Here is a 25,529-nt window from a genome sequence, read left to right as displayed (position 1 = left end):
GCGCGCCGCGTCGACACTAGACTCGCGGCATGGATCCCTCGCCGCGCGCAACCGACCACCCGGCCACCCGGCCACGCGGTGAGCGCACCCGGTCCCAGATCCTCGATGCCGCGCTCCGCACACTGGTCGAACGGGGCTACGCCAAGACCAGCACACTGGCGATTCAGGCCGAAGCAGGTGTGACGCGGGGCCGGCTACTGCACCATTACCCCTCCCGAGACAGCCTTCTGATGGCCGCCGTCGATCATCTCGCACGCACCCGCATCGCGGAAATGCCCGAACAGGTGGACTGGCCCAGTGATCCCGCCGAACGGATCGGGCCCGCGATCGAACTGGGCTGGACCACGTTTCACCAACCGTATTTCGTCGCATCGATGGAACTGTGGATCGCCGCACGGACCAACGAGCAGCTCCGCAACGCACTGGTGCCGACGGAACGGCGGCTGGGACCGACGGTGCGTAGCGCCGTCGCCAGTTTCCTCGGCGACGAACTGACCTCCCGACCGCGGTACCCCGAGCTGTACCCGCTGCTGTTGTCGAGCATGCGTGGGGTGGCCACCACCTATCTGATCGACCGCCGCGATCCGACCACCGACCCACACCTCGAGTTGTGGAAGTCGATGACAAGGACGTATCTCCTGTGACTCCCGAACGGCGAGATGCCATCGAGCATCGCGTTAGCGAAGTCCTGCCACGAGGAGTCGTGGAATCCGGCGGCGCGGCGATCAACGCGCGACCCCGATGAGGCCGCAGTCGGATTGGCGACGGCATCGATTGTCCAGTCGTCACATTCTGACGCCCCAGTCAACGCAATTTGGCGCTCAATCGACGGTTAGGAGCAGCAGTCACAATCATGGGCCGTGACCCCGCGACCGATTGCCGGCGCACAGCATGCGTCGCCCTTCCATGAGTTGACACCCTCGCGGACCGCGATGCCCGCAATGACGAGTGCCGCAATCGGGTCTGCCCACGACCATCCGAGCAAACTGTTGAGCAACAAACCGACAAGCAACACCGCTGACAGGTAGGTGCACAGCAGCGTCTGCTTGGAATCAGCGACCGCCGTGAGGGATCCGAGCTCGCGCCCGGTGCGACGCTCCGCCCACGACAATACCGGCATGACAACGACACTCGCCGCAGCCAACGCGATCCCGACCGACGAGTGCTCGGCCTCAGTGCCGAAACCGAAGAGAGCAAGAATCGAATCGACTCCGACGTACAACGCCAGCGCGAAGAACGAGAACGCGATGATCCGCAACGTGATCTTCTCGCGATGCTCTGGGTCCTTGCCGGCGAACTGCCAGGCGACGGCCGCCGCCGACGACACCTCGATGACCGAATCGAGACCGAAGCCGATGAGCGCACCCGACGACACCCGCGCTCCCTCGGAAAGCGCAATAACCGCCTCGATCACGTTGTAGGTGATCGTGATCGCGACAAACCATCGAATCCGACGCTGCAACAACTGCCGACGGTCCGCGCTGATCGTCGGACTGCCCACCGCCGGCATCCCCAGTTCCGATGCCATCAGCAGCAGTCCTCGTCATCGGCGTTGTCACAGCAAGCGGGGTCCACCGCCAGAACCAGACCGAGCAAGTCGTCGAGGGCGTGCGCGATTCGCTGATCGGCCAGTTCGTATCGGGTCCGACGTCCTTCCGGCACCGCGACCACCAGGCCGCAACCACGTAGACAGCTCAAATGATTCGACAGCGACTGCCGCGTGACGCCGATGGACTCGGCCAACTCGGAAGGGTACGCCCCGCCGGTGCGCAGGCGTAGCAGAACCTGCGTACGCGTGGAATCCGACAACGCGTACCCGAACCTCGTCAACGCATCGCGGACAACGACAACTGTTTCCATACGGCGGACAGTACACGCAAATCTGAATACAGAAAACTCTGAACCATCAGGGAATCTGGGGCTGCGCAGCACCGCGGAAACAACGCAATCGACGCCGCGGCCTCAAATACCATGGGGTCCATGACATCGGCCCAACTGCGCGCGTTCGTCGCCATCGTGCGGACCGGGTCGGTCAAGCAAGCAGCAGCAGAACTCGGCCTCACCGAGCAGGCGGTGTCGATGCATGTCGCCCAACTACGCAAGAGCCTGGGCGACCAGTTGTTCCGACGCACACATTCCGGACTGGCGTTCACCCCTGGGGGTTTGCGGCTCGCGGCGCGCGCAGTGGAGATCCTGGGCCTGCAAGACCAAACGGTCAGCGAAGTCGAAGCCGCTGCCGGTGGCCAGCGGACAATTCGCCTCGCCGCGTCGAGCCTGTTCGCCGAGCACGCCGCCGGCGGGTTGATCGATCTGTTCACGCGCCGCGCAAAGGACCTCGGGGTGGAACTCACCGTCCAGCCGCCAGATCAGTTCGCCACCCTGCTCGCCTCGCGTGCCGTCGACATCGCCATCGGACCGGCACCGCTGGAATCGGAGACGACGGCGGCCGTCCCGGCGCTGAGCAGCCGCGAGTTCCTGACCTATGACATCGAGGTGATGGCGGCCCCGAGCCATCGGTTCGCCGAGCGGCGGGCGAGCCCGGAGGAACTGGCCCACGCCACCTGGAATCTCGGCCCATCGGCCACCGGAAAACGCGGCGCCATTCCCGAGATGCTGGCCGATCTCGGCATCGCCGAGGAATCCCAGCGGATCTTCCAGAGCGACGCCGCCGCGTGGGAGGAAACCCAACGCGGCACCGGATTGACGCTGGCGCTGACCTTCGCGGTGTACTCCGATCTGGCCGCCGGGCGCCTCACCCGCGTCTCAGGTGCGGGCGTGCACCGGCGCGCCACCTGGAGCGCGACGACCCTCGCCCACGACGCCACCCGCACGGCCGGTGAACTCATGCGCTTCGTCACCACTCCGAGGGCGATCCAGGCCATGCTGCGCGGTTCGGGTGTACCGGTGAAGAACTTCCGGCCCGCGGTCTATGTCACCCTGTGGAATTGACGTCACCTGGTGGAATCGAGTCCGTGAACCATTCATCGCCGGCGAAGCCCGGTCACCGCGGTGACCAGATCGGCGAGGTCGGCGACTGTCGCCGCCGGGAGCACGCGGTCGCAGTACGGCAGAGCAGCAGCCATGCCGCCCACGAGCGGCTCGTACCCGTCGGCACCGGCGCGCGGGTTGAGCCAGACCACCGCGAAGGTTCGGCGCGTTATCCGCGCCATCGCGCGTGTCATCTGCGCCGGATCGTCAGAATCCCAACCGTCGGAGGCAATCACGCAGATCGCTCCGCGCAGCGTCTGTCCGTGGCGGGAGGCGACCAGTGCCTGCAGGCTCGACGCGATCCGGGTTCCGCCGAATCGGTCGGTCACCTGCGCACTCGCCGTCTCGATGGCGTCGTCGACCGAGGAGCGGGCCAACATCGGCGTCATCCGAGTCAGCGTGGTGCCGAACGCGAAGGTCTCGCCGCGTCCGTATCGCGTCAGTACACGCATGACGTGCAGGTAGGCGCTGGTGTAGGCCTGCATGGACGCAGACACGTCGCAGATCATCACCACGCGGCGATCGCGCCACATCGCCCCGCGATAGACAACGTCGGCCAGCTCCCATCCGGTGTACCGGGAACGTGCCAATGTGGCGCGCAGGTCGATTCGCCTACCATCGACGCGCGTTCGTTCCCGACGCCCGCGTCGACGGGGCCACGTTGCGATCGCGCCGTCCAACCATGCCTCGACCTGCCGCAGTTGTGCGGTGTCCAACCGGTCGAAGGGCAGTCCGGAAATCGCTTCGATGGCGCTGGGACGAGGCACCCAGACCGGTGAACCATCGTCATCTCCGGCGGCCGACTCGTCGACGACCGACATGCGCGGCAGCGTCGTCCACGGCAACGTGTCTCCCGCACCCCCACGTCCGGCCGCATCCCTGGCAACCGGACGGTCCTGTTGCCCCGACCGAACCGTCGACCGACTGCGCATCGCGACCGGATCCAGCGAGAAGACCGCATCGTCAAACACCGCGGCGAACACGGCATCGAACGTCGACAGGTCGGATTGCCTACGCACCAGCGTGATCCGCATCGTCCAATACAGCTGCCGTCGATCCGACAGCACGGCTCGCCCCAGCACGTCGAGTGCGCGGCACAATACTGCGGCATCGGCGTGACCGACCGGCAGCCCCGCGGTTCGCAGCCGGTCGATGAAACCGGCCGCGAAAGCCGCCCGGTCGACATGCGCCACGATCGCCGCTCTGGTCATTCCGGGTGCCGTTTCAGAGCACGGAACCGTGTTCGAGCGCCGCCAGCAGCATCTCGTGGTCGTCGGGCGTCTTGACCAGGGTGCCCAGCGTGGGCGCCACCGTGGTGGCGACCAACTCGGTGACACCGAGGGTGATCAGGGCCGACACCCAGTCGATCGCCTCGGCGATACCCGGCGGCTTGTCGAGATCTAGTTCCCGCACCCGACCGACGAACACCGACGCGTCTTCCAGCAGCGGTGCCGAGGCGCCGGACACCGTGCGCCGCAAGATCGCGACCACCTGCGCCGCACCGGGATAGACGATCCAGTGATAGAGGCAGCGCCGCCGCAACGCCTCGTGGAGCTCACGACTGCGGTTGGATGTCAGCACCACCAGCGGCCGACGCTGCGCCCGGATGGTGCCGAGTTCCGGCACGGTGACCGCGCCCTCACCGAGGAACTCGAACAGCAATGCCTCGAATTCATCGTCGGCGCGGTCGATCTCGTCGATCAGCAGAACCGGCGGGCGGGCTCCGCGGTGCCGGATCGCCGCCAACAGCGGCCGTTCCGAGAGGAACTCGGGCGCATACAGATCCGCGTCGGAGAAATCCTGACCCCGCGACTCCGACATCTTGATGGCCAGCAGTTGACGCTGATAGTTCCATTCGTACAGGGCGTCGTGGGCCGCCAGCCCCTCATAACACTGCAGGCGGATCAGGTCGGTGTCCAGGGCGGTGGCCAGTGCGGTCGCCGCCGACGTCTTACCCACCCCCGGTTCACCTTCCAGCAGGATCGGCATCTGCAGCGACGTCGCCAGGAAAAGCGCAGTCGCCAGACCTTCGTCGGCGAGATAATCCACGGCATCGAGGTGGCGCGCGACGTCGTCGGCCGAGGAGAACAACGGCGACGTCATCGAGCCGCCTGCAACCCACCCGCCGACCGCGCGACGAAGGTGTCCCGACATCCTTTGCAGCAGAACCAATGTGAGCCGGAATCGTCGTCATACTCGATGGTATCGGCGGACACCATCACGGTCATCCCGCAGATCGGGTCGACCTCGCGTCGAGGCTCGACTACAGCTGGGGCATCCCCGGGTGCGCCGGTGCCGACCAGACCGTCGCGCCGAATGGCCGCCACCACCGCAGCCAGCACCGACAGCGCAATCTCCGGCGGCGTGCGTGCACCGATGTCGAGTCCGACCGGGGTGTGCACGCATGCACGGTCGATCACCGACAGATCCATCGCGTCGAGTACCGTCGCGCCGCGCGTCACGCTTGCCACCAGTCCGACGAACGGCACGTGGTGATCAAGTGCTGTGCGCATCGCCGCGGCCTCATCACCGCCGTGACTGGCGATGATCGAGGCCACCACCCCATGGGGTTCGGTGAACTCCCACCCGCCGGCGGCTTCCGGGTCCACCCGGCTCACCGCCCAACCCAGCAACCGGGCCTGGTCGACGATGGCCAACGCGATCGGCTTGTCCCCGACGACCTGAATGATCGGGGTGGGCACCACCGGTTGGATGAAGATCTCCAGCGCACCCCCGGACAGACATGGGTTGACCGCGACCCGCGCGCCAGAGGTCTCCGGATACGTCTCGGCGCCTTCGGGCAGAACCCGCAGCAGGACCCCTTCACCGGCGGCGATCGAGTCGACGGCACTCTGGCGTACCGATTCGACCGCGCACTGGCCGCCCACGAATCCGAACATCTCTCCGTCCGCCATCACCAACGCCTGGTCGCCCGCCCGGGCCGATGTCGGCGGCTGCGCCCGCACCACGGTGGCGCGCGCGAACGGTCTGCGCCGATCGGTGAGGTCGGCGGCCATCTCGTCCAGCGATCTGCCGTGTTCGGATGTCATGCTGCTCCTGTCGTCACGATCTCAGATCGGCGGCCGTGCCCTGCCCTGCATCGCCTCCCACACCCGGGACGGGGTCAGCGGCATGTCGGCATGGCGAATACCGAAAGGTGCCAACGCATCGACGACGGCGTTGACCACCGCGGGTGGTGACCCGACGGTCGCCGACTCGCCGACGCCCTTGGCGCCGATCGGATGGTGCGGCGAGGGTGTCACGGTCTGTCCGGTCTCCCAATGCGGCACCTCGAGCGCGGTCGGGATCAGGTAATCCATCAGCGACCCGTTGAGACAGTTGCCCGACTCGTCGAACTCGATGATCTCCATCAGGGCCATCCCGATACCGTCGGTCAGCCCGCCGTGCACCTGCCCCTCGACGATCATCGGGTTGATCCGGGTGCCGCAGTCGTCGACCGCGATGAACCGCCGCACTTTCACCACCGCGGTGTCGGGGTCGACGTCGACCACACAGATGTAGGCACCGAACGGGTAGGTGAGGTTGGCGGGGTTGTAGACCACCGACGCGTCCAGCCCGCCCTCGACTCCGGGTGGCAGGTCGCCCGCGCCGTGCGCCTTCATCGCGATCTCCGCGATCGTCACCGTGGTGCCCGGATCACCCTTGACGGCGAAAGTCCCCTTCTCCCATTCCAGATCGGCAACGGAGACCTCGAGCATGCCCGCCGCGATGAGCTTCGCCTTGTCGCGCACCTTGCGGGCGGCCATCGCCGCCGCCGCCCCCGAGACAGGTGTGGATCGGCTGCCGTAGGTACCGAGCCCGAACGGTGTGTTGTCGGTGTCACCGTGGACGACGTCGATGTCGTCGGGGGCGATACCGAGTTCCTCGGCGACAATCTGCGCGAACGTCGTCTCATGCCCCTGCCCCTGGGACTGCACCGACAACCGGACCACGGCCTTGCCGGTGGGGTGGACCCGCACGTCACATCCGTCGGCCATGCCCAGGCCCAAGATGTCCATGTCCTTGCGCGGTCCGGCGCCGACCGCCTCGGTGAAGAAGGCCACGCCGATACCCATCAGCTCGCCGCGCTCGCGTTTGGCGGCCTGCTCCGCAAGCAGGGCGTCGTAGTCGGCGATCCGCATCGCTTCGGTCATCGCGGCGTCGTAGTCGCCGGAATCGTAGATCCACCCGGTCTTGGTGGTGTACGGGAACTGGTCTGGCTGGATGAAGTTCTTGCGCCGCAGCGCGATCTGATCCATCTGCAGTTCGTGGGCGAGGCAGTTGACCAGACGTTCGACGAGATAGACGGCTTCGGTGATCCGGAACGAACAGGCGTAAGCGACACCACCGGGCGCCTTGTTCGTGTACACCGCGGTCATCGAACAGTACGCGGCCTCGAGCTGATAGCTACCGGTGAAAACACCGAAGAATCCCGCCGGGTATTTGACCGGGGCAGCTACCCCGTTGAAGGCCCCGTGGTCGGCGAGGACGTTGGTGCGGATGGCGAGGATCCGTCCGTCTTTCGTGGCGGCGACCTCGCCGCGCATCACGTAGTCGCGGGCGAACCCGGTGCTGGTGAGGTTCTCGGTCCGGTCCTCCATCCACTTGACCGGCTTGCCCGTGACGATCGACCCGACCACCGCGCACACATAACCGGGGTAGATGGGCACCTTGTTGCCGAACCCGCCGCCGATATCCGGTGAGATGACACGGATCTTGTGCTCGGGGATGCCGGCGACCAATGCGTACAGCGTGCGATGTGCGTGTGGTGCCTGCGACGTCGACCACAGGGTGAGTTTGCCGTCGACGCGATCGAAATCGGCGACCGCGCCACAGGTCTCCATCGGTGCGGGGTGCACGCGCGGGTAGACCATGTCCTGGGTGACCACCACGTCGGCGTCGGCGAATACCGCGTCCGTGGCGGCCTTGTCGCCGGTCTCCCAGTCGAAAATGTGGTTGTCGCTCTTGCCCTCGAGATCGTCGCGGATCACCGGCGCCGACGGGTCCAATGCGGTGCGGACATCGTGGACCGCGTCGAGGATCTCGTAGTCGACATCGATGAGTTCGAGCGCATCCCGTGCCGCATAGCGATCTTCGGCGACGACAGCCGCGACCTCCTGGCCCTGGAAGCGGACCTTGTCGGTCGCCAGCACCGCCTGCACGTCGTTCGACAGGGTCGGCATCCAGTCCAGCCCCAAACCCTTCAGGGTGTCACCGGTGATGACGGCCTTCACCTTCGGCAGCGCCTCGGCCGCGGTGGTGTCGATGTTGAGGATCTTCGCGTGCGCCACCGGGGAACGCAGGATCGCCATGTGCAGCATCCCAGGCAATTGCACGTCGTCGCAGTACCGGCCGAGCCCGCGGATGAACCGCGGATCCTCTTTGCGCAGCATGCGCCCGTAGCCCATCGGCTTGTGGTTGTTGTCGACGAGGTCGTCGGATCCGGGCGCGGCGGCCGGTTCGGGTGGTGTGGTGATGGTCATCGAAGTGCCTCTTCCGCAACGTCCTCGGTGGCCGATGCCTCACTCGTGCCGTCGGGTTGGTGTGCGGCCCCGTGCTGTGCGGCCCACTGCACCGATCGCACGATCGTGGTGTAGCCGGTGCAGCGGCAGATCTGTCCGCTGATCGCCTCCCGGATCTCGTGCTCGGTGGGATTCGGGTTCTCGTCGAGCAGTGCGCGGGTCGTCATCAGCATGCCGGGTGTGCAGAATCCGCATTGCAGCCCATGACATTCCATGAATCCCTGCTGCAGCGGATCCAGGGTGGTGCCCTGTTCGAGCCCCTCCACGGTCCGCACCTCGTGACCGCCGGCCATCGCGGCAAGCATCGTGCACGACTTCACCGGCTGTCCGTCGACCTGCACCACGCAGGTCCCGCAGTTGCTGGTGTCGCAGCCCCAGTGAGTGCCGGTGAGGGCGAGGTGGTCGCGCAGGAAGTGAACGAGCAGCAGGCGCGGCTCGATGTCGCGGGTCACCGACTCGCCGTTGACGGTCATCGTCACTTGCATCGGATTCTCCTTGCCGGTCGGCATCTTTCGCGGGTTCGGGATCGGCGGGTGATCAGGTGGCCGGGGTCGATGCCTCGACCCCGAGTCGTTGCGCGCTGCGGCGCAGGGCTCGTGCGGTGAGTTCGGTCGCGAGATGGCGTTTGTAGTCGACAGTGCCCCGGCCGTCGGCGGCCGGATCACAGGCCTGCGCGGCGATCTCACCTGCCTGCCGCCAAGTCTGCTCCGTCGGGTCCGCGCCACGCAGCGCCTCGGAGATCGCCGGGATGTCGGTGGTGTTGGCGCCGACCGCGGTCAGGCCGACGCGGGCGTCGGCAATGGTGCCGTCGGTCAGCCACAGCGCGGCACCCGCGGCGACCACCGCCCAGTCCCCCGCGCGTCGCTCGACCTTCTCATATGCGCTGGCGCCGCCGGGCCGGACCGGAACCCGCACCTCGGTGAGCATTTCGTTCTGTTCGACGGCGGTCTCGTAGGGGCCGCGATGGAAGTCCGCCATGCTGATCACCCGCTCCCCGTCGGAGCCTCGGATCACGCAGCGTGCATCAAGGGTGGAGCACACACTCGACAGATCCTCCGACGGGTCTGCCTGACAAAGTGATCCGCCGAGTGTGCCGCGATTACGGACCACCGGGTCGGCAATCACCCGCTCGGCGTCGCGGAAGATCGGGAAGGTGTCGAACAGTGGTTCGCTGGCCAGCAGTTCGTGGTGTCGGGTCATCGCGCCGATGCGTACATCGTCGTCGGTGAACCGGATGTAGCCGAGTTCGTCGTGCAGATCGTTGATGTCGATCAGGTACTCGGGTGTCGCGAGCCGGAGTTTCATCATCGGCAGCAGACTGTGCCCTCCGGCGATCAGGCGGGCTTCGTCGCCCAGCTGGCCGAGGAGTCCGATGGCGTGATCGACGCTGGTCGCGCGCTCGTATTCGAACGGTGCCGGTACCTGCATGATGGCTCCTCTGCTTTGATCGGGGGATCGTCCGATCGGCCGGGTCTACCCGGTCATCCGCCCACTCTCGTCGGGTCCGGCTGGATCCGGCTGATGCCTGGATGGATGTGATCGGTGAGGTTGGTCAGGGTGACCCCGGTTCCGCCGCGCCGAACCGCGATGATCTCGGCCATGATCGACACCGCGGTCTCGGCCGGGGTGCGACCGCCGAGGTCGAGTCCGATCGGTGAGTGCAGGCGGGCGAGAGCGGCGTCGGTGACGCCCTCCTCACGAAGCCGACGCATGCGGTCGTCGTGGGTGCGCCGGGATCCCATGGCGCCGATGTAGACACCCTCGGGCGACTCGAACGCGGCCTGCAGGGCCGGGACGTCGAACTTGGGGTCGTGGGTCAGCACGCAGATCGCGGTGCGCGAATCGATCCGGCCGGCAGCCATCTCGGCGCGCAGATAGCGATGCGGCCAGTCGACGACCACCTCGTGCGCGGCCGGGAAACGGGCCGGCGTGGCGAACACCGGGCGAGCGTCGCACACCGTCACGTGATAGCCGAGTGCGGCTCCGGCATGCGCGAGGGCGGCGGCGTAGTCGACGGCCCCGAAAACGATCAGGCGTGGCGAAGGCGCCATGCTGTTGACGAACACGGCGATGCCGTCTCCGGTGCGCAGCCCCTGCGGGCCGTAGCGCAGGATCGAGGTCTCCCCCAGGTCCAGCAAGCCGCGCGCGTCCTGGGCGACGACCCGATCGAGCTCGGGTTCACCGAGACTGCCCCGGGCGCGCTCCGGCGCGATGGTCAGGTGCGCCCCGACCGGCACGTCCGGCTGATCGCTGGATGTCACCGTCGCGACGGCCACAGGCCGTCGGGCATCGACGGCGGCGCCGATCTCGTCGAGGTCGGGCCAGGTCTCGCGGGAGACCGGCTCGCAGAAGACGTCGATGGTGCCACCGCAGGTGAGACCAACCGCGAACGCGTCGTCATCGGCGATCCCATACCGCTCGGTCTGCGCCGTCCCGGACTCGACGACGTCACCGGCGAGTTCGTACACCGCACCTTCGACGCACCCGCCGGACACCGAGCCGATCACCCCGCCGTCGGCCAGGCGGGCCGTCGCCGCCCCCGGCTGCCGTGGCGCCGACCCGTAGGTGGCGACGACGGTCGTCAGCCCGACTGTCTCCCCGTTGCGCCAGCGCTCCACGAGTGTGGGCAAGACGTCTCGCATAGACACATCCTCGACTCTGCGGACACGCCACTGTGTCCGGCATCACACATGGTGACCATCTTCAGTTTGCGCCCGATAGGCCGGGCGTCAAGACGAAACTCAGTAATCGCTGAGGTTAGGTCGCCCTACCCGACCTCCCGCTTGCAGGTCAGCGTGGTGATGCGAGAGTGTCGAGCAGCCGATCGACGAACGCCACCTGCGCCGGATTGAGTTTCACCCGCGCCGTCTCCGGGTCCACCCATTCAGCCCGATCCACCTCCGGAAAGCTCTGAAGCTTCCCCGACCTCGGTGGCCACACCATCTCGAAGCTGTTGCTGACGACGGTCGAGCTGTCGATGTCACCTTCCACGGCGAACGCAGCGACCACTTTCCCACTGGCCTGGGTGACGTCGCCGAGTTCGATGACCGGGCCGGTCGGTGCCGGCGACCCGATCTCCTCGGCGAACTCGCGGCGGGCGGTCGCCTCGGGCTCTTCATCCGGTTCCAGCAACCCCTTCGGGATCGTCCACGCGCCGACGTCCTTACGTGCCCACAGCGGCCCGCCGGGGTGGGCGATCAGGACTTCGACGTCGCCGCCGCGGCGGCGGTACAGCAGGAGCCCGGCACTTCGGCGGCGACTGACCATCGCACCATTGTGCCCGGCCCGGCGGGGTGTGACTGTGGCCGATATATTTTCGCGGAAACACGGCCGTCACATGTCGGCGCACTGTCCGAAACGTCCGGCTCGTAAACATCTGCGTATGGCGGCTCTCGACACGATCAGGCGCGGCAAGACCACAGCTCACCCGGTGGACGAGATACCGCCGTTGGCCAAGCTGCTGCCGTTGGGCATCCAGCACGTGCTGGCGATGTATGCGGGCGCCGTGGCCGTACCGCTGATCGTGGGTGGCGCGATGGTCAGCGCGGGCCAACTCGAGCAGGGCGACATCGTCCACCTGATCATGGCCGACCTGTTCGTCGCCGGCATAGCGACGATCCTGCAGGCGGTCGGCTTCTGGCGTTTCGGGGTGCGGTTGCCGCTCATGCAGGGCGTCACCTTCGCCGCCGTCGGGCCGATGATCACCATCGGCCAGGCCCACGGCATCACCGCGATCTACGGTTCGGTGATCTGTTGCGGGTTGTTCATGATCCTCGCCGCACCCGTCGTCGGAAAGCTGATCCGCTTCTTCCCGCCCCTGGTCACCGGCACGATCATCCTCATCATCGGCGTCTCCCTGATGCGGGTGGCTGCCGGGTGGTTCGGTGGCGGTACCGCCACCGGCGAGGACTTCGGCGAACCGAAGGCCATCGCGTTCGGCTTCTTCACCCTCGCGGTGATCATCGCGCTCGAACGGTTCGGACCCGAACCCATCAAGCGGGTGTCGGTGCTCATCGGTCTGGTCATCGGCACGCTGGTGTCGCTGCCGTTCGGGATGGCCAACTGGGACGCCGTCGGCGAGAACCCGTGGATCGGCATTCCGCAACCCTTCCAGTTCGGGATGCCGACGTTCGAGATCTCCTCGATCATCGCCTTGATCATCGTGGCGCTGGTGATCATGACCGAGACCACCGGCGACATCGTGGCAGTCGGCGAGATCGTCGACAAGAAGATCACCCCGCAGAAACTGGCCGACGGTATGCGCGCTGACGGACTGGGCACGGTCCTCGGCGGCGTATTCAACACCTTCCCGTACACGGCGTTCGCGCAGAACGTCGGGCTCGTCGCCATCACCGGCGTCAAGACCCGGCATGTGGCGACCTGTGCGGGCATCATCCTGGTCATCCTGGGGCTGCTGCCGAAGATGGCCGCCATCGTCGAGGGCATCCCCATGCCGGTGCTCGGCGGCGCCGGTGTCGCACTGTTCGGCATGGTCGCCGCCAGCGGTGTGCGAACCCTCAGCAAGGTCAAGTTCAACAACACCAACGTGCTGGTCGTGGCCATCTCGGTGGGTGTGGCGATGCTGACCGAGGCCAAGCTGTATTACACCAACCGCGACCTCGGCGACGCGCCGGTCAACGTGTCGCTGGACCTGTATCACCAGTTCCCGGATTGGTTCCAGACCATTTTCCACTCCGGCATCTCCGCGGGCGCACTGACGGCGATCCTGCTGAATCTGCTGCTCAACACCAGAAGCACCTCACCCGACCCGGCTGATTACCACAACACCGGTGAGATCGAGGTGGTCACCAAGGACGGCCTGGGTCTGTCGGCAGGCGACACGATGGGCGCCGCGGCCTTCGATCCCCGCGACGCGCTGGCCGCCGCCAACCCGGACAGCCCACCGGAGACGCTGCGGTACCTGGCCGAACACGACCCCGATCTGCACCAGTTCATCATCACCAACCCGGCCGCGCCGAAAGACCTGTGTGCCTGGATCAAGGAGCAGGGCGATCCCAAGGTGCTACGGCTGATCGAGAGCTGGGACTCGCACACCGACGGCGGATTCTCCCGGCGCGGATCCTGATCGGTCGAGCACAACTCGGTTTATCGTTTAGTCATGTCCGACAGCCCCCGCCATGATCATCAGCCGGCCGACGCCCTCATCGACGACGACCCAGACCAGCCGCACGAGTATCCGCACGACTCGACGTTCGCCTTCGGTGACGCCAAGCCCATCGGGGAAACCGATCGCATCGCGCGTGAGAAGGCCATCTACGAAGCGGCCCGGCATGGCAACGACCTGAACCGTGGCCATGCGCTCGGTGGCACCGACGGGTCCACCGAGGGCCAGTAGATGGAGGTACTGAGCAGCCGAATTCTGCTGCGTTCGGCCGATCCCGAACGCCTGACCGCGTTCTATCGCGATCAGTTGAAACTGGCCGTGGCCCGCGAGTATCCGGGCGGAGTGGTCTTCCACGCCGGCACCGGTTATATCGAGGTACCCGCACACATGAGCGACCAGGTGGCGACCGGCGGGGGCGCCGACGCCATGCTCTGGCTGCAGGTACGTGACGCGGCGGCCGCCACGGACGAGTTGCGGGCCGCCGACGTCCCGATCGTGCGGGAGGCACGCACCGAGCCGTGGGGTCTGATCGAGATGCATGTGCGCGACCCCGACGACCGTCGGATCATCATCGTGGAGGTACCTGCCGATCACCCGCTGCGACGGGACACCCGGTGACGGCTGCTCCCCGATCGGTGACCGTTGGCCCGTGACAGACTGGACCGCATGAGTGTCTGGACTGCGCCCACGGTGTCCGCCCCGGTGGTGGCCACCGTCGAGTTGCCCGGTTCCAAGTCGATCACCAATCGCGCGTTGATCCTCGCCGCCCTGGCGGACGGCCCCTCGGTGGTGCGTGGAACCCTGCGCAGCCGCGACACCAATCTGATGCTCAGCGGCCTGAGTGCGCTGGGCGTCGGCGTGCGGATCGATCCCGACGACGACACCGCGGTGACGATCGAACCGCACCCGATGGTCGGCGCCGACGTGTACTGCGGGCTGGCCGGCACCGTGATGCGATTCCTGCCCCCGGTGGCCGCATTCGCCGACGGGCGGGTCGCCTTCGACGGTGACGAGCAGGCCCGCACTCGCCCCCTGGCGACCATCCTCGACGCCCTGCGCGACCTGGGCGTGAAGGTGACCGGCGATCGGTTGCCGTTCACGGTCACCGGGACCGGGTCCGCGTCCGGCGGGGAGGTCACCATCGATGCGTCGGCCTCGTCGCAGTTCGTCTCGGGGTTGCTGCTGTCGGCCGCGCTCTTCGACGACGGGGTGACCGTGCGCCACGACGGCGGACCGGTGCCCTCGATGCCGCACATCGACATGACCGTGCAGATGTTGGCCGAGTGCGGGGTGACGGTGGAGCGGCCGGATGCGCAGACATGGCGGGTGCCGCCGTCGACGATCCGGGCGATCGACCGCGTGGTGGAGCCCGACCTGTCCAACGCCGCCGCATTCCTGGCCGCCGCCGCCGTGACCGGGGGTGCGGTGAGCGTGCCACGTTGGCCCGCGACCACGACCCAGCCCGGCGCCCAGATCGTCGACATCCTCGCCGAGATGGGTTGTGCGATCGAACTCTCCGACGGTTCGCTGACCGTGCGCGGGCCGGAGAAGCTCACCGGGATCAGCATCGATCTGCGCGACATCGGCGAGCTGACCCCCACCGTGGCGGGTCTGTGCGCGCTCGCCGACGGCGAATCGGTGCTGTCGGGCATCGCGCATCTGCGCGGTCACGAAACCGACCGGTTGGCGGCGCTGACCACCGAGATCAACCGGCTCGGCGGTGACTGCACCGAGACCGACGACGGTCTGCGCATCGTGCCCCGACAGTTGCACGGTGCGGTGTGGGAGTCCTACGCCGATCACCGGATGGCCACCGCAGGTGCGCTGATCGGGCTGGTGGTGCAGGGCCTCACGGTGTCCGATGTGGAGACGACCAGTAAGACGCTGCCGGACTTTCCGGGCATGTGGCAGAAAATGATCGGGCACCCCTGACGTGAGTCGGCGCGCCTCGAGCTACGACGAATCCGACGTCCGGATACGTCCTGGCAAGGGCAGCCGACCGCGCACGAAACAACGACCGAGCCACGACGACGCCCGCTCGGCCATGGTCGTGTCGGTCGACCGTGGCCGCTGGGGCTGCGTCCTCGACGGCGACCCGGACCGTCGGGTCACCGCGATGCGCGCACGGGAACTGGGCCGCACGCCGGTCGTCGTCGGCGATCAGGTGTCGGTGGTCGGCGATCTGTCCGGTCGGCCGGACACGCTGGCGCGCATCGTCAAGGTCGCCGACCGCACCACCGTGCTGCGCCGCACCGCCGACGACACCGACCCGTATGAACGCATCGTGGTGGCCAATGCCGACCAACTGTTGATCGTCACCGCATTGGCCGATCCACCACCGCGCACCGGATTCGTGGAACGCGCGTTGGCCGCCGCCTACGTCGGCGGCCTGACACCGATCCTGTGCCTGACGAAGTCCGATCTCGCCGATCCCGCCGAATTCACCAGAGCCTTCGCCGATCTCGACCTGCCGATCGTGCTCGGCGGCCGCGACGACGCGCTCGACGAGATCACCGCCATCCTCACCGGCCGGCTCACCGCGCTCGTCGGCCATTCCGGGGTAGGCAAATCCACTTTGGTCAATCGTCTTGTGCCGCAAGCAGAGCGGGCCACCGGCGTGGTGTCCGGGGTCGGCAAGGGCCGGCATACCTCGACGCAATCGGTGGTGTTGCCCCTGCCCGGCGCGGACTCGTCGCCCCAAGGCTGGGTGGTGGACACACCCGGTATCCGATCGTTCGGGCTCGCCCACGTCGGACTCGACGACATCGTCGACGCCTTCGACGACCTGCGTGAGGCCATCGACGACTGTCCCCGCGGCTGTACGCATCTGGGTCCGCCCGCCGATCCGGAGTGTGCGCTCGACAAACTCGCCGGCGCGTCGTATCGCCGCGCAATGGCGGTGCGGCAGCTCCTGCTCGCGGTCTCCGGACAGGTGGCCGAGGAGAACGAGGTCCCTGACGATCAGCCGGCCGAGTAGGCCCCAGACCCACTGGTCGAGTAGCCCGAACCGCACCACCCCGCTGGTCGACTAGTCCGAACCGCACCACCCCGCAGGTCGACTAGTCCGACCCACCAAGCCACCAACCGCTGGTCGAGTAGCCGCGAGCCCCCTAGGGCGAGCGGCGTATCGAGACCACTGGCGACACACGAGTGATCTCGATACACGACCTCGGTCGGCGCCTCGGCCGCTACCCGATCACCGGGTTACCCACTCACTCAGCGGGGCTCAGCGATCCACCACCGTCGTCTCGAAGAAATACCGATCGGCCCGGTACGCGTGCCGACCCACCTCGACCACCTTGCCCGCGTCGTCGAAGGCCGTGCGCTGCATGGTCAGCAACGGCGACCCCGGTTCGTCGCCGAGCAGTGCCGCCTCGTCGGCGTCGGCCGCCTTGGCCCCAATACGTTGCCGCGCAAGCCGGATGTGCACACCCCGTCCACGCAAACCTTTGTAGAGGCCACCACTCTCGAGTTCTCCGGCGGGCGGGCAGATGTCGGCCGGCAGATGGTTGATCATCAGGGCCAGGGGTTCTCCGCCGGCACAGCGCAGACGTTTGACTGTCACCGACTCGGCCCCTACCGGCAAACCCAGCTCGGTGCGCAACTCCTCGTCGGGCGTGCCGATCCGATACTCGAGCAGCTGGGTGGTGGGGTGCATCCCCGCGGTCGTCAGATCGTCGTAGAGACTGGTCAGCTCGACCGAACGGTGCACCGGATTCTGCACCACCTGTGTGCCGACCCCCCTCTTGCGCACCACCACACCCTTGTCGACGAGCTCCTGGATCGCCTGTCGGATCGTCGGCCGCGACAGTTTGAGCCGGCCGGCCATGTCGAGTTCGTTCTCCAGTCGATCCCCGGGACCGAGGTCACCCCGGACGATCGCGGCCTCGATGGCCTGGGCAAGCTGGTGGTAGAGCGGGACCGGCGTGGACCGGTCGAGCTCGACCGGGATCTGCATGATCTGGTCCGCCATCGTGTCAGTATGTCATAACAAATATTGTTCGGACCAGGTTTCCCACAGGCGCCCGCCGGCGCGCGTCACCCTCAGGTGACCACCTCGGCCGCCGAACCGCCGGACTGCCGACGACGGGACAGTGCGGCGGTCGTCAGCCAGGCGGCGATGACACCCAGCACCGCCGCAGGCGTGGCGTCGAGGCCGACCGAACCGGTCAGCAGCACGCTGAACAACAACGCGCTGAATACGAATCCGGTGCCGGCCGTCATCCCGGCCGCGGCTCCGACCGCCAGCGCCCAGGTGATGGAGCAGTCGAAGAGCAGACAGCCTATCGACGCGATGGCCACCCCGATGAAGATCGCCGGAAACACCGGACCGCCACGGAATCCGCAGCCCAGACAGATCGCGTAGGCGATCGCCTTGAACACGATGATCACCACGAGTGCGCCGACCCCGGTCTCGGCCAGAACCATCGGCACGGCGGTCTGTCCGGAGAACAACACGTCGTCGATGTCGGCACCGAGGGCCCGGGCGATCAATGCCAACACCCCCACCGCGACGCCGCCCGCGACGAGGATGCCGTAGCGGCGGCGCTTGTCGATCGATGCGGCCTTGTCGACGAATGTGCCGGCCTTCTTGACCTGGAACATGATCACGCTCGCCAGCACGCCGACGACGATGGCGAGCAGCAGATCGATGATGCGGGTGCCGACGTAGTCGGGCATCTGCGGAACCGCCATCGACATGACGCCGAGCCCGCCCCAGTCGCCGAGTCCGATGAACACGACATAGCCGACAGCCGCAGCCACCAGCCCCGGCAGCAGTGCGGGCAGCAACGCCGCCCCGGCCGCCAGGCCGGCCTCGAGCAGCAGCAGTCCGGCCACCAGCGGCCCACCGAACAGCGCCGACACCGCCGAGAACGAGCCGGCGGTGGCCAGCACCCGATGCCCCTGTTCCGGGAGTCGCACGAACGGCACCACCACCATGCCGACCGCAGACCCCAAGGCGATCAGTGGCGCCTCCGGACCGAGCACCGCACCGAACGCGAGGGTGCCGATCGCCGCGAGTGCGATGCCGGGCGCATACTGCCACGGGGTCGGGGTCACGCCGACCCCGTCGAGCGGCGAGTGACCGCCTCCGCCGGGGAGGAATGCCGTCGCCATCGCGACCACGATGGCCCCGGCCACCGGAAGTCCGAGCACCAGATACCAGGGTGCTTCGTCGACTCCGAGATGCCGCGGCAGATCGGTCCACATCAGATCCTCGAGCCAATGCACGAGTCCGAGAAATCCCCACGCCAACAGAGCGGCCGGGATGCCGATCACCGCGCCCAGTCCGATCAGCTTCAGGTAGACGACGCCCTCGGCGCGATCGGGATGCAGTTCGGCGGTGGTGCTCGGCCGCACGCTCTGGGCGGTCACCTCGTCGGTACTCGATGCCGGCTGCTGCCCCGGGGCGCCGTCCTGGTCGTCTGCATCGCCGATCGAGCTCATGGGCATCATCCTCCGTCCGACGGGTGGCCGACTCACCTTATCGGCGATCGCCATGGGATCGGAGATCCGTCGCATCCTCACGCGTCAGGAAGGTTGTACGGCGTGATCACGTGGATCCCCGATGCCACCGGCCGCTGATCACCCGGCAGTGCGCCGTGATAGCGCATCACCAGCTGCGCGACCTGGCGCATGTCGGCACGCAGATCGTGGTGCAGGACCGCGGTCAGGTGCCCGCTGAGCAGCAGGGTGCGGTTGGCGTCACCGAGGTCGTGCCCGATGAAAACCTCGCACGTACGGTTCGCGGTACGAAATGCCGAGACGATCCCTCGATTGCCACCGCCGATCGAATAGACCGCCCCCACATCGGCATTCGCGTCGAGAACCCGTGCCGTGAGCGCCGCGCACGTCTCGTCGAGTCCGTCGGAATCGGTCACCTCGACGATCCGGCGGTTCGGGTCGTGGCTGCGCATCACCGACCGGAAACCCATCTCGCGTTCCTCCTCACCGCGCGACATCGAACTACTGGTCAGCACCAACACGTCGACGTCGACGCGACGCAGCCACTGGCACATCAGATACGCCGCGGTGGCACCGGCCGCTCGGTTGTCCATCCCGACGTAGGCGATCCGGGTACTCATCGGCACGTCGGTGACCAGGGTGATGACGGGGATGCGCGCGGCGGTGAGTCGGCCGATGGCCGCCGCGATCTCCGGTGTGTCCGGCGCCTTGAGCACCACGGCGTGGCTGCCCTGACGGGCGATGGTGTCCAGTTGCGCGATCAACTCGGCGGTCCGCCAGGTTTCCCGCAGATAGAAGCGGGCCCGCATCACCGCGGGCCGCAGCCCCGGCAGTTCCTGCTCCAAGGCGTCGCGGACCAGACCGGAGAACTGTCGAGGGGTCTCCATGACCACGTCGATCAAGAACCGCCGACCGGACAACCGCAGCTGGGTGCGCTGCCGATCGAGGTCTGCGATGGCCTGTTCTACCTGCAGGACCGTGCCCTCCCGAACGCCGGGACGTTGGTGCAGCACCCGATCGACCGTCGCCTCACTCACGCCGGCCTGACGCGCGATCTCGCGTACGGGATAACGATGTGGCACGCCCCACTCCTGAGGGATTCTTGATGGAAATACGCTCTTGTCCGGACAATAGGATCTTGCCATTCTTGGTGACGTGATCACGGCGGAATCGCCGAGGGCCCGATCCACCCCACGACCACCGGCCAGAACCTGGCTCGACCACCGACAAGGAGCGCGCGATGACCGTACGCAGCGCAGGCACCATCAGCAGCGCCCGGACGCCCCGGGCCGACCGGATCTCTGCGAGCGAGTGCAGCCTCGACGACTTCATCGCGGCCACCCGGCGCACCACCGACCTCGCCGACTATCCGCACGCCGCGAGCACCGAGCGCGGGGTTCTCTTCTACGATTCGGCCGCCGTGACCGCCCTGTCGGGCGAGGACCGCGCGGTCCTGTCCGATGAACTCGCCGATGCGCTGCTCAATGGCCCCGGCATCGTGGTGTTCACCGGCGCATTCGACAACCGCCATGCGCTCACCGAATCCACCGAGGTCTTCACCGAAATCATTGCCGACCAGCGTGCGGCCGGCGTCGCCAACGGCGACCATTTCGCCAAACCCGGCGCCAACGACCGCATCTGGAATGCATTGCAGAAGTTCGCCCAACGGGCGCCGGAACTGTTCACCCGCTACTACTCCAACGACGTCCTCAATCTGATCAGCGAGGCGTGGCTGGGTCCGTGGTATCAGGTGACCTCGGCGATCAACGTCGTCAATCCGGGTGGAGAGGCGCAGAACCCGCACCGCGACTATCACCTCGGCTTCATGTCCACCGACACCGCCGCGACATTCCGTGCCCACATCCACCGCCTCTCGCCCGCGCTGACCCTGCAGGGCGCCGTCGCCCACGTCGACATGCCGATCGAGTCCGGCCCAACGATGTATCTGCCGTACTCACAGACCTATGAGCAGGGATATCTCGCTTTCAACCTGCCGGAGTTCCGCGAACACTTCGCCCAGAACTATGTCCAGCTCCCCCTGCAGGCGGGCGATGCCGTCTTCCTCAACCCCGCCCTGTTCCACGCGGCCGGCCACAACACATCGTCGGACATCAGGCGGATGGCGAATCTGCTACAGGTGTCCTCGGCGTTCGGCCGCGCGATGGACGCGGTGGACCGCTCCGCGGTCATGCGGTGGATCTATCCGTCGGTGCAGACGCTGGCCGGCACCGCCGACGATCGCGCGGTCGCGAACGTGATCGCCGCGTCGGCCGAGGGTTACCCCTTCCCCAGCAATCTCGATCTCGACCAGCCGTTGACCGGGTTGACCGGAGAATCCCAGGCCGAATTGTTCGCCCGGGCCATCGCCGACGGACTCGACGCGGCGCAGTTCGACGCCGAGCTATCGGCACTGGATCGCCGCCACATCGCCTGACCCGAGCTCTCCCGACAAGGACGTCACCGAAATGAATGATCAACCACGACACCGCAGCAACCTGTTGGCCGACAAGGCACTACTGGTCAGCGGCGGCACGCAAGGCGTCGGCGCCGCGATCGTGCGCGCTGCCGTCGACGCCGGCGCCTCGGTCGTGTTCAGCGGCCGCAACACTGAGAAAGGCAAGTCACTCGCCGCCGAGTTCAACGGCGCACCGGTGCGATTCGTGCACGCCGATCTCGCCGATCCGCGCGCAGCGACCGGCTCCGTGGCGGACACCATCGCCGAATTCGGTCGCATCGATGCCCTGGTGAACGCGGCGGGCACGACCACACGCGGCAGCCTGCTCGACACCACACCCGAACTCTTCGACAGCCACGTCGCCGTCAACCTGCGGGCCCCGTTCTTCACCATGCAGGCCGCCGTGGCCGACATGGTCGGCCGCAACGCGCCGGGCAGCATCGTCAACATCATCACGATGTCATCCCATGGCGGACAATCGTTTCTGGCGCCGTACTCGGCGACCAAGGCCGGGTTGGTCGGTCTGACCAAGAACGCCGCCCATGCCCACCGCTGGGACCGTATCCGCATCAACGGACTCAACATCGGCTGGACCGAGACCGAGGGCGAGGCCGACATCCAGAAGCGCTTTCACGGCGCCGACGACAGCTGGATCGACGACGCCAACGCGTCGGTGCCGATGGGCAAGCTCGGACAACCCGACGAGATCGCGGACTTCGTGGTCTTTCTGCTCTCGGAGCGCAGCGGAGTGGTCACCGGGTCGGTCATCGACTGGGACCAGATCGTGATGGGAGGAATCGACTGATGGGACTGACCGTAGGGGTCATCGGACTCGGGCGGATCGGCGGCTTCCACGCCGACACGCTCACCGCTTTGCCGTCGGTGGACGAGCTCGTGGTGACCGACGCGAATCCGGCGGCGGTGGCGGCGACCACCGACCGGTTGGCCTCGGCACGGGCCGCCTCCGATGCCGACAGCCTGTTCAACTCCGGGGTCGACGCGGTGGTCATCGCCAGCGCCACCCCCACGCACGCCGAACTCATCGAGAAGGCCATCGCCGCAGGGATTCCCACCCTGTGCGAGAAACCCATCGCGTTGTCGGTGTCCGAGTCGGCCGAGGTCGTCGCCCGCGTCGCCGACACCGACGTCCCGGTGACGATCGGCTACAACCGTAGGTTCGATCCCGCGATGGCGGCTGCCCGCACAGCCGTCGATGCCGGCGAACTCGGCTTCATCACCACGGTGCGGTCGACGACGCTGGACCCGGCACCTCCACCGGCCGAGTACATCGCGGCGTCGGGCGGGATCTTCCGGGATTGCGCCGTACACGATTTCGACACCGTCCGTTGGCTTCTCGATGACGAGGTGGTGGAGGTGTACGCCACCGGCAGCAACCAGGGCGATCCGCTGTTCGCCGAGGTCGGCGATGTGGACTCCGCATCGATCCTGCTGCGATTCGCCCGCGGCACGATCGGCGTGGTGTCGGTGACCCGATACAACGCGCGCGGCTACGACTGCCGCCTGGAAGTTCACGGCAGCACCGACAGCGTCGTCGCCGGGTGGGACCCCGCCGCCCCGGTACGGAACATGCAGGCCGACTGCGCTTTTCCCGCCGCCACGCCGCACAGTTTCTTCATGGACCGCTTCGCCGCCGCCTATCGCGCCGAACTGGCTGCCTTCTGCGCATCGGTGATGGACCCGTCGACGAACCCGACGACGTCGGCACCATGCACCGCACACGATGCGCTGGAGGTCGCGTTGATCGCCGAAGCCGCCGCCCGGTCGGTCGACACCGGCCGGCCGGTCCCGATCGAGGAGATCCGGGACATGCTGGTACCAGCACGCTGACGCCGTCGCACGAACTCATCCGACGACCGGGCACCCCCAGACCACCGAGCACCACCAAAGGGATTCATCGATGACTACAACTGACCTCCGCATCGCCGCCGCCCCCATCTCGTGGGGTGTCTGCGAAGTCCCCGGATGGGGATACCAACTCAGCCCCGAACGCGTCCTCGGCGAGATGCGTGAGCTCGGCGTCACCGCAGCCGAGACAGGCCCCGAAGGCTTCCTGCCATCGGCCCCGGCGCAACTGCGCGACACGTTGGCAGCCTACGACCTGCGGTGTGTGGGGTCCTTCGTTCCGGTGGTGCTGCACCGGGCCGACCACGATCCCGCTCCTGCGGTGAACGAGGTGCTCGACCGCCTGGAGACCTCCGGCGGTGACGTACTGGTGCTGGCCGCGGCCACCGGCGTCGACGGATACGACGATCGTCCCGACCTCACCGGGGTGCAGTGGAACACGTTGCTGGCCAACCTGGATCGGCTCGGAGCCCTGGCCGCGTCCCGCGGGGTCACCGCCGCGCTGCATCCGCACGTCGGCACCATGGTCGAGCAGCGCGACGAGGTGTATCGGGTATTGGAGAACACCACCATCGGGCTCTGCCTCGACACCGGTCACCTGCTGATCGGCGGGACCGACCCGCTGGAGATGACGCAGGCCTACACCGACCGCATCACCCACGCCCACCTCAAAGACGTCAGGATCGAGCTCGCCGAGAAGGTGCAGCGCGGCGAAATGACCTACACCGACGCGGTGGCGCAGGGGATGTACGTGCCCCTCGGCGCGGGCGAGGCCAAGATCGCCAAGGTCGTCGCGACGCTCGTCGACGCCGGGTTCGACGGCTGGTACGTGCTCGAACAGGACACCATCCTCACCGACGAAACCGACGGCGATGCCGCCGCGGGTAACGTGGCGGTCTCGATGTCGTTCCTGCGCAAGGCCGCTGCACGTCCGGTGCGGGTGTGACCGAGGTGACCGAACCGTTGCGGATCGGACTGCTCGGCGCGTCCCGGATCGCCGAGTCGGCCATCGTCGGGCCCGCCCGCACGCTGGGACACCGATTGGTGGCCGTCGCCGCACGCGACCGCGGTCGTGCCGAGGCGTTCGCCGACAAGTACGGGGTCGAGCGGGTACTCGACTCCTATGCCGCGGTGATCGACGACCCCGAGGTCGATGTCATCTACAACCCTCTCGCCAACGCGTTGCACGGGCCGTGGAACCTCGCCGCGATCCGGGCCGGGAAACCGGTGCTCTCGGAGAAACCCTTCGCACGGAACGAATCCGAGGCACAGGAGGTGGCGGCCGCGGCGCGCGCAGCCGACGTTGTGGTCCTCGAGGGTTTTCACTACCTGTTCCACCCGTTGATGGCACGCACCACTGAACTGCTCGACGCGGGTGCGATCGGCGACATCGCGCACGTCGAAGTGGTGATGGCCATGCCGCCTCCCGACGACAACGATCCGCGATGGTCCTACGACCTCGCCGGCGGTGCGTTGATGGACTTGGGCTGCTATTCGCTGCACGTGTCGCGCCTGCTCGGCCGCTGGTGTGGTGGGCCGCCGGAGATCACCGGCGGCCGCGCGTCGCTGGCCAGCCCGCAGATCGACGAGTCCTGCGTGCTGGATCTTCGCTACCCCAACGGCGCCGCCGGCCTGCACGCGGTGTCCATGGTGGCCGGCGAGTTCGTGTTCAGCCTGCGGATCGTCGGTGACGAAGGCAGCCTGTTCCTGCACGACTATCTGGCCCCGAACCGCGACGATCGGCTGACCATCGTGTCCTCGAGGGACGGCACGGTCGGAGTCGAACGGCTCGGCACCCGGTCGACCTACACCTACCAACTCGAGGCGTTCGCCGACGCGGTACGCACCGGTGCGGCGCTGCCCATCGACCTCGACGACGCGGTGGAGAACATGCGCTACCTCGACGCCGCGTACCGGGCGATCGGCCTGCACCCGAGGTGAGTGGTGCGAGTCGCGCTGCGGGGATCTCGATACGTCCTCGCCTGGCGGCTCGGACTACTCGATCAGCGACAGGGGAACGTCCCCGCCGGCCGCAAACCGACGCGCCCGAACCCGACCGCCCGACCACCGCGCACTGCTGGTCGAGTAGCGACGTGCCAGCGCAGCGAGC

25 protein-coding genes are annotated in these 25,529 nt (G+C 67.3%); 12 read left to right on the top strand and 13 right to left on the bottom strand.

Annotation, left to right across the window (positions count from 1 at the left end; translation table 11 throughout):
* Positions 1-29 precede the first annotated feature (29 nt).
* A complete protein-coding gene (locus tag VX037_RS01165) occupies positions 30-644 on the top strand; it encodes a TetR/AcrR family transcriptional regulator (protein WP_328712944.1) in 615 nt (204 codons plus the stop codon).
* Positions 645-832: 188 nt separating this feature from the next.
* Here the strand turns inward: VX037_RS01165 and VX037_RS01160 are convergent, their stop codons facing one another.
* The gene (locus VX037_RS01160) at positions 833-1,528 is read right to left on the bottom strand and encodes a cation transporter (protein ID WP_287015966.1); all 696 of its coding nucleotides are present in this window, start codon (positions 1,526-1,528) and stop codon (positions 833-835) included.
* Positions 1,528-1,860, bottom strand: a complete 333-nt coding sequence (locus VX037_RS01155) for an ArsR/SmtB family transcription factor (protein ID WP_287015965.1) — start codon at positions 1,858-1,860, stop codon at positions 1,528-1,530. Before VX037_RS01155 ends, VX037_RS01160 begins: the two co-directional genes overlap by 1 nt.
* Before the next feature lie 120 nt (positions 1,861-1,980).
* Here VX037_RS01155 and VX037_RS01150 point away from each other — a divergent pair, with 120 nt between their 5' ends.
* Positions 1,981-2,949 (top strand): LysR substrate-binding domain-containing protein, encoded by a 969-nt coding sequence (locus VX037_RS01150; RefSeq protein ID WP_328712943.1) that lies wholly within the window; start codon positions 1,981-1,983, stop codon positions 2,947-2,949.
* Between the two features lie 32 nt (positions 2,950-2,981).
* Here the strand turns inward: VX037_RS01150 and VX037_RS01145 are convergent, their stop codons facing one another.
* The 8 genes from VX037_RS01145 to VX037_RS01110 form a co-directional block, all read right to left on the bottom strand.
* Positions 2,982-4,199, bottom strand: coding sequence for a vWA domain-containing protein (locus VX037_RS01145; RefSeq protein WP_287015963.1), 1,218 nt, complete (start codon positions 4,197-4,199; stop codon positions 2,982-2,984).
* 13 nt (positions 4,200-4,212) lie between these two features.
* Positions 4,213-5,091, bottom strand: coding sequence for an AAA family ATPase (locus VX037_RS01140; protein WP_287015962.1), 879 nt, complete (start codon positions 5,089-5,091; stop codon positions 4,213-4,215).
* Positions 5,088-6,038 carry an XdhC family protein gene (locus VX037_RS01135; RefSeq protein ID WP_287015961.1) on the bottom strand — a complete coding sequence of 317 codons (951 nt, stop codon included), beginning with the start codon at positions 6,036-6,038 and terminating at the stop codon, positions 5,088-5,090. Before VX037_RS01135 ends, VX037_RS01140 begins: the two co-directional genes overlap by 4 nt.
* 21 nt (positions 6,039-6,059) lie before the next feature.
* Positions 6,060-8,471 (bottom strand): aerobic carbon-monoxide dehydrogenase large subunit, encoded by a 2,412-nt coding sequence (locus VX037_RS01130; protein ID WP_328712941.1) that lies wholly within the window; start codon positions 8,469-8,471, stop codon positions 6,060-6,062.
* A complete protein-coding gene (locus VX037_RS01125; RefSeq protein WP_287015959.1) occupies positions 8,468-8,995 on the bottom strand; it encodes a (2Fe-2S)-binding protein in 528 nt (175 codons plus the stop codon). The genes VX037_RS01130 and VX037_RS01125 overlap by 4 nt, the downstream gene beginning before the upstream one ends.
* A gap of 52 nt (positions 8,996-9,047) precedes the next feature.
* On the bottom strand, positions 9,048-9,938 hold the full coding sequence (locus VX037_RS01120) for an FAD binding domain-containing protein (RefSeq protein ID WP_287015958.1): 891 nt from the start codon (positions 9,936-9,938) through the stop codon (positions 9,048-9,050).
* Between the two features lie 53 nt (positions 9,939-9,991).
* Complete coding sequence (locus tag VX037_RS01115; RefSeq protein WP_328712939.1) at positions 9,992-11,152, bottom strand: XdhC family protein; 1,161 nt, start codon at positions 11,150-11,152, stop codon at positions 9,992-9,994.
* Between the two features lie 148 nt (positions 11,153-11,300).
* A complete protein-coding gene (locus tag VX037_RS01110; RefSeq protein ID WP_328712938.1) occupies positions 11,301-11,777 on the bottom strand; it encodes an NUDIX domain-containing protein in 477 nt (158 codons plus the stop codon).
* Between the two features lie 115 nt (positions 11,778-11,892).
* On the opposite strand from VX037_RS01110, the gene VX037_RS01105 reads away from it, so the two are divergent.
* From VX037_RS01105 to rsgA, 5 genes are read left to right on the top strand one after another with little or no spacing between them, the layout of a single operon-like run.
* Complete coding sequence (locus VX037_RS01105; RefSeq protein ID WP_328712937.1) at positions 11,893-13,596, top strand: nucleobase:cation symporter-2 family protein; 1,704 nt, start codon at positions 11,893-11,895, stop codon at positions 13,594-13,596.
* 33 nt (positions 13,597-13,629) lie between these two features.
* Positions 13,630-13,866, top strand: coding sequence for a hypothetical protein (locus tag VX037_RS01100; RefSeq protein WP_235725097.1), 237 nt, complete (start codon positions 13,630-13,632; stop codon positions 13,864-13,866).
* Positions 13,867-14,253: a VOC family protein gene (locus VX037_RS01095; RefSeq protein ID WP_235725098.1), complete on the top strand. Its 387-nt coding sequence runs from the start codon at positions 13,867-13,869 to the stop codon at positions 14,251-14,253.
* A 48-nt stretch (positions 14,254-14,301) separates the two neighbouring features.
* Positions 14,302-15,567 carry a 3-phosphoshikimate 1-carboxyvinyltransferase gene (gene aroA, locus VX037_RS01090; protein ID WP_235725099.1) on the top strand — a complete coding sequence of 422 codons (1,266 nt, stop codon included), beginning with the start codon at positions 14,302-14,304 and terminating at the stop codon, positions 15,565-15,567.
* Between the two features lies 1 nt (position 15,568).
* Entirely contained in the window at positions 15,569-16,612 is a 1,044-nt protein-coding gene (rsgA, locus tag VX037_RS01085) for a ribosome small subunit-dependent GTPase A (protein ID WP_235725100.1), read from the top strand.
* Positions 16,613-16,861: 249 nt separating this feature from the next.
* On the opposite strand, the gene VX037_RS01080 is transcribed toward rsgA, so the two are convergent.
* The 3 genes from VX037_RS01080 to VX037_RS01070 form a co-directional block, all read right to left on the bottom strand.
* Entirely contained in the window at positions 16,862-17,593 is a 732-nt protein-coding gene (locus tag VX037_RS01080) for a GntR family transcriptional regulator (RefSeq protein WP_235725130.1), read from the bottom strand.
* 86 nt (positions 17,594-17,679) lie between these two features.
* A complete protein-coding gene (locus tag VX037_RS01075) occupies positions 17,680-19,083 on the bottom strand; it encodes a chloride channel protein (protein WP_328712936.1) in 1,404 nt (467 codons plus the stop codon).
* Positions 19,084-19,160: 77 nt separating this feature from the next.
* Entirely contained in the window at positions 19,161-20,183 is a 1,023-nt protein-coding gene (locus tag VX037_RS01070) for a LacI family DNA-binding transcriptional regulator (RefSeq protein WP_328712935.1), read from the bottom strand.
* A gap of 158 nt (positions 20,184-20,341) precedes the next feature.
* On the opposite strand from VX037_RS01070, the gene VX037_RS01065 reads away from it, so the two are divergent.
* The 5 genes from VX037_RS01065 (at position 20,342) to VX037_RS01045 (ending at position 25,360) form a co-directional block, all read left to right on the top strand.
* A complete protein-coding gene (locus VX037_RS01065; protein ID WP_328712933.1) occupies positions 20,342-21,535 on the top strand; it encodes a phytanoyl-CoA dioxygenase family protein in 1,194 nt (397 codons plus the stop codon).
* 31 nt (positions 21,536-21,566) lie between these two features.
* Positions 21,567-22,361 carry an SDR family oxidoreductase gene (locus tag VX037_RS01060; RefSeq protein WP_328712931.1) on the top strand — a complete coding sequence of 265 codons (795 nt, stop codon included), beginning with the start codon at positions 21,567-21,569 and terminating at the stop codon, positions 22,359-22,361.
* Positions 22,361-23,404: a Gfo/Idh/MocA family protein gene (locus tag VX037_RS01055; RefSeq protein WP_328712929.1), complete on the top strand. Its 1,044-nt coding sequence runs from the start codon at positions 22,361-22,363 to the stop codon at positions 23,402-23,404. The genes VX037_RS01060 and VX037_RS01055 overlap by 1 nt, the downstream gene beginning before the upstream one ends.
* Positions 23,405-23,474: 70 nt before the next feature.
* Positions 23,475-24,365: a sugar phosphate isomerase/epimerase family protein gene (locus tag VX037_RS01050; protein ID WP_328712928.1), complete on the top strand. Its 891-nt coding sequence runs from the start codon at positions 23,475-23,477 to the stop codon at positions 24,363-24,365.
* The gene (locus VX037_RS01045) at positions 24,362-25,360 is read left to right on the top strand and encodes a Gfo/Idh/MocA family protein (RefSeq protein WP_235725107.1); all 999 of its coding nucleotides are present in this window, start codon (positions 24,362-24,364) and stop codon (positions 25,358-25,360) included. The genes VX037_RS01050 and VX037_RS01045 overlap by 4 nt, the downstream gene beginning before the upstream one ends.
* Positions 25,361-25,529: the final 169 nt, after the last annotated feature.

The organism is Gordonia sp. Z-3 (assembly GCF_036233855.1).
GTDB lineage: Bacteria > Actinomycetota > Actinomycetes > Mycobacteriales > Mycobacteriaceae > Gordonia > Gordonia tangerina.
This window is presented reverse-complemented; position numbering and strand designations above follow the sequence as displayed.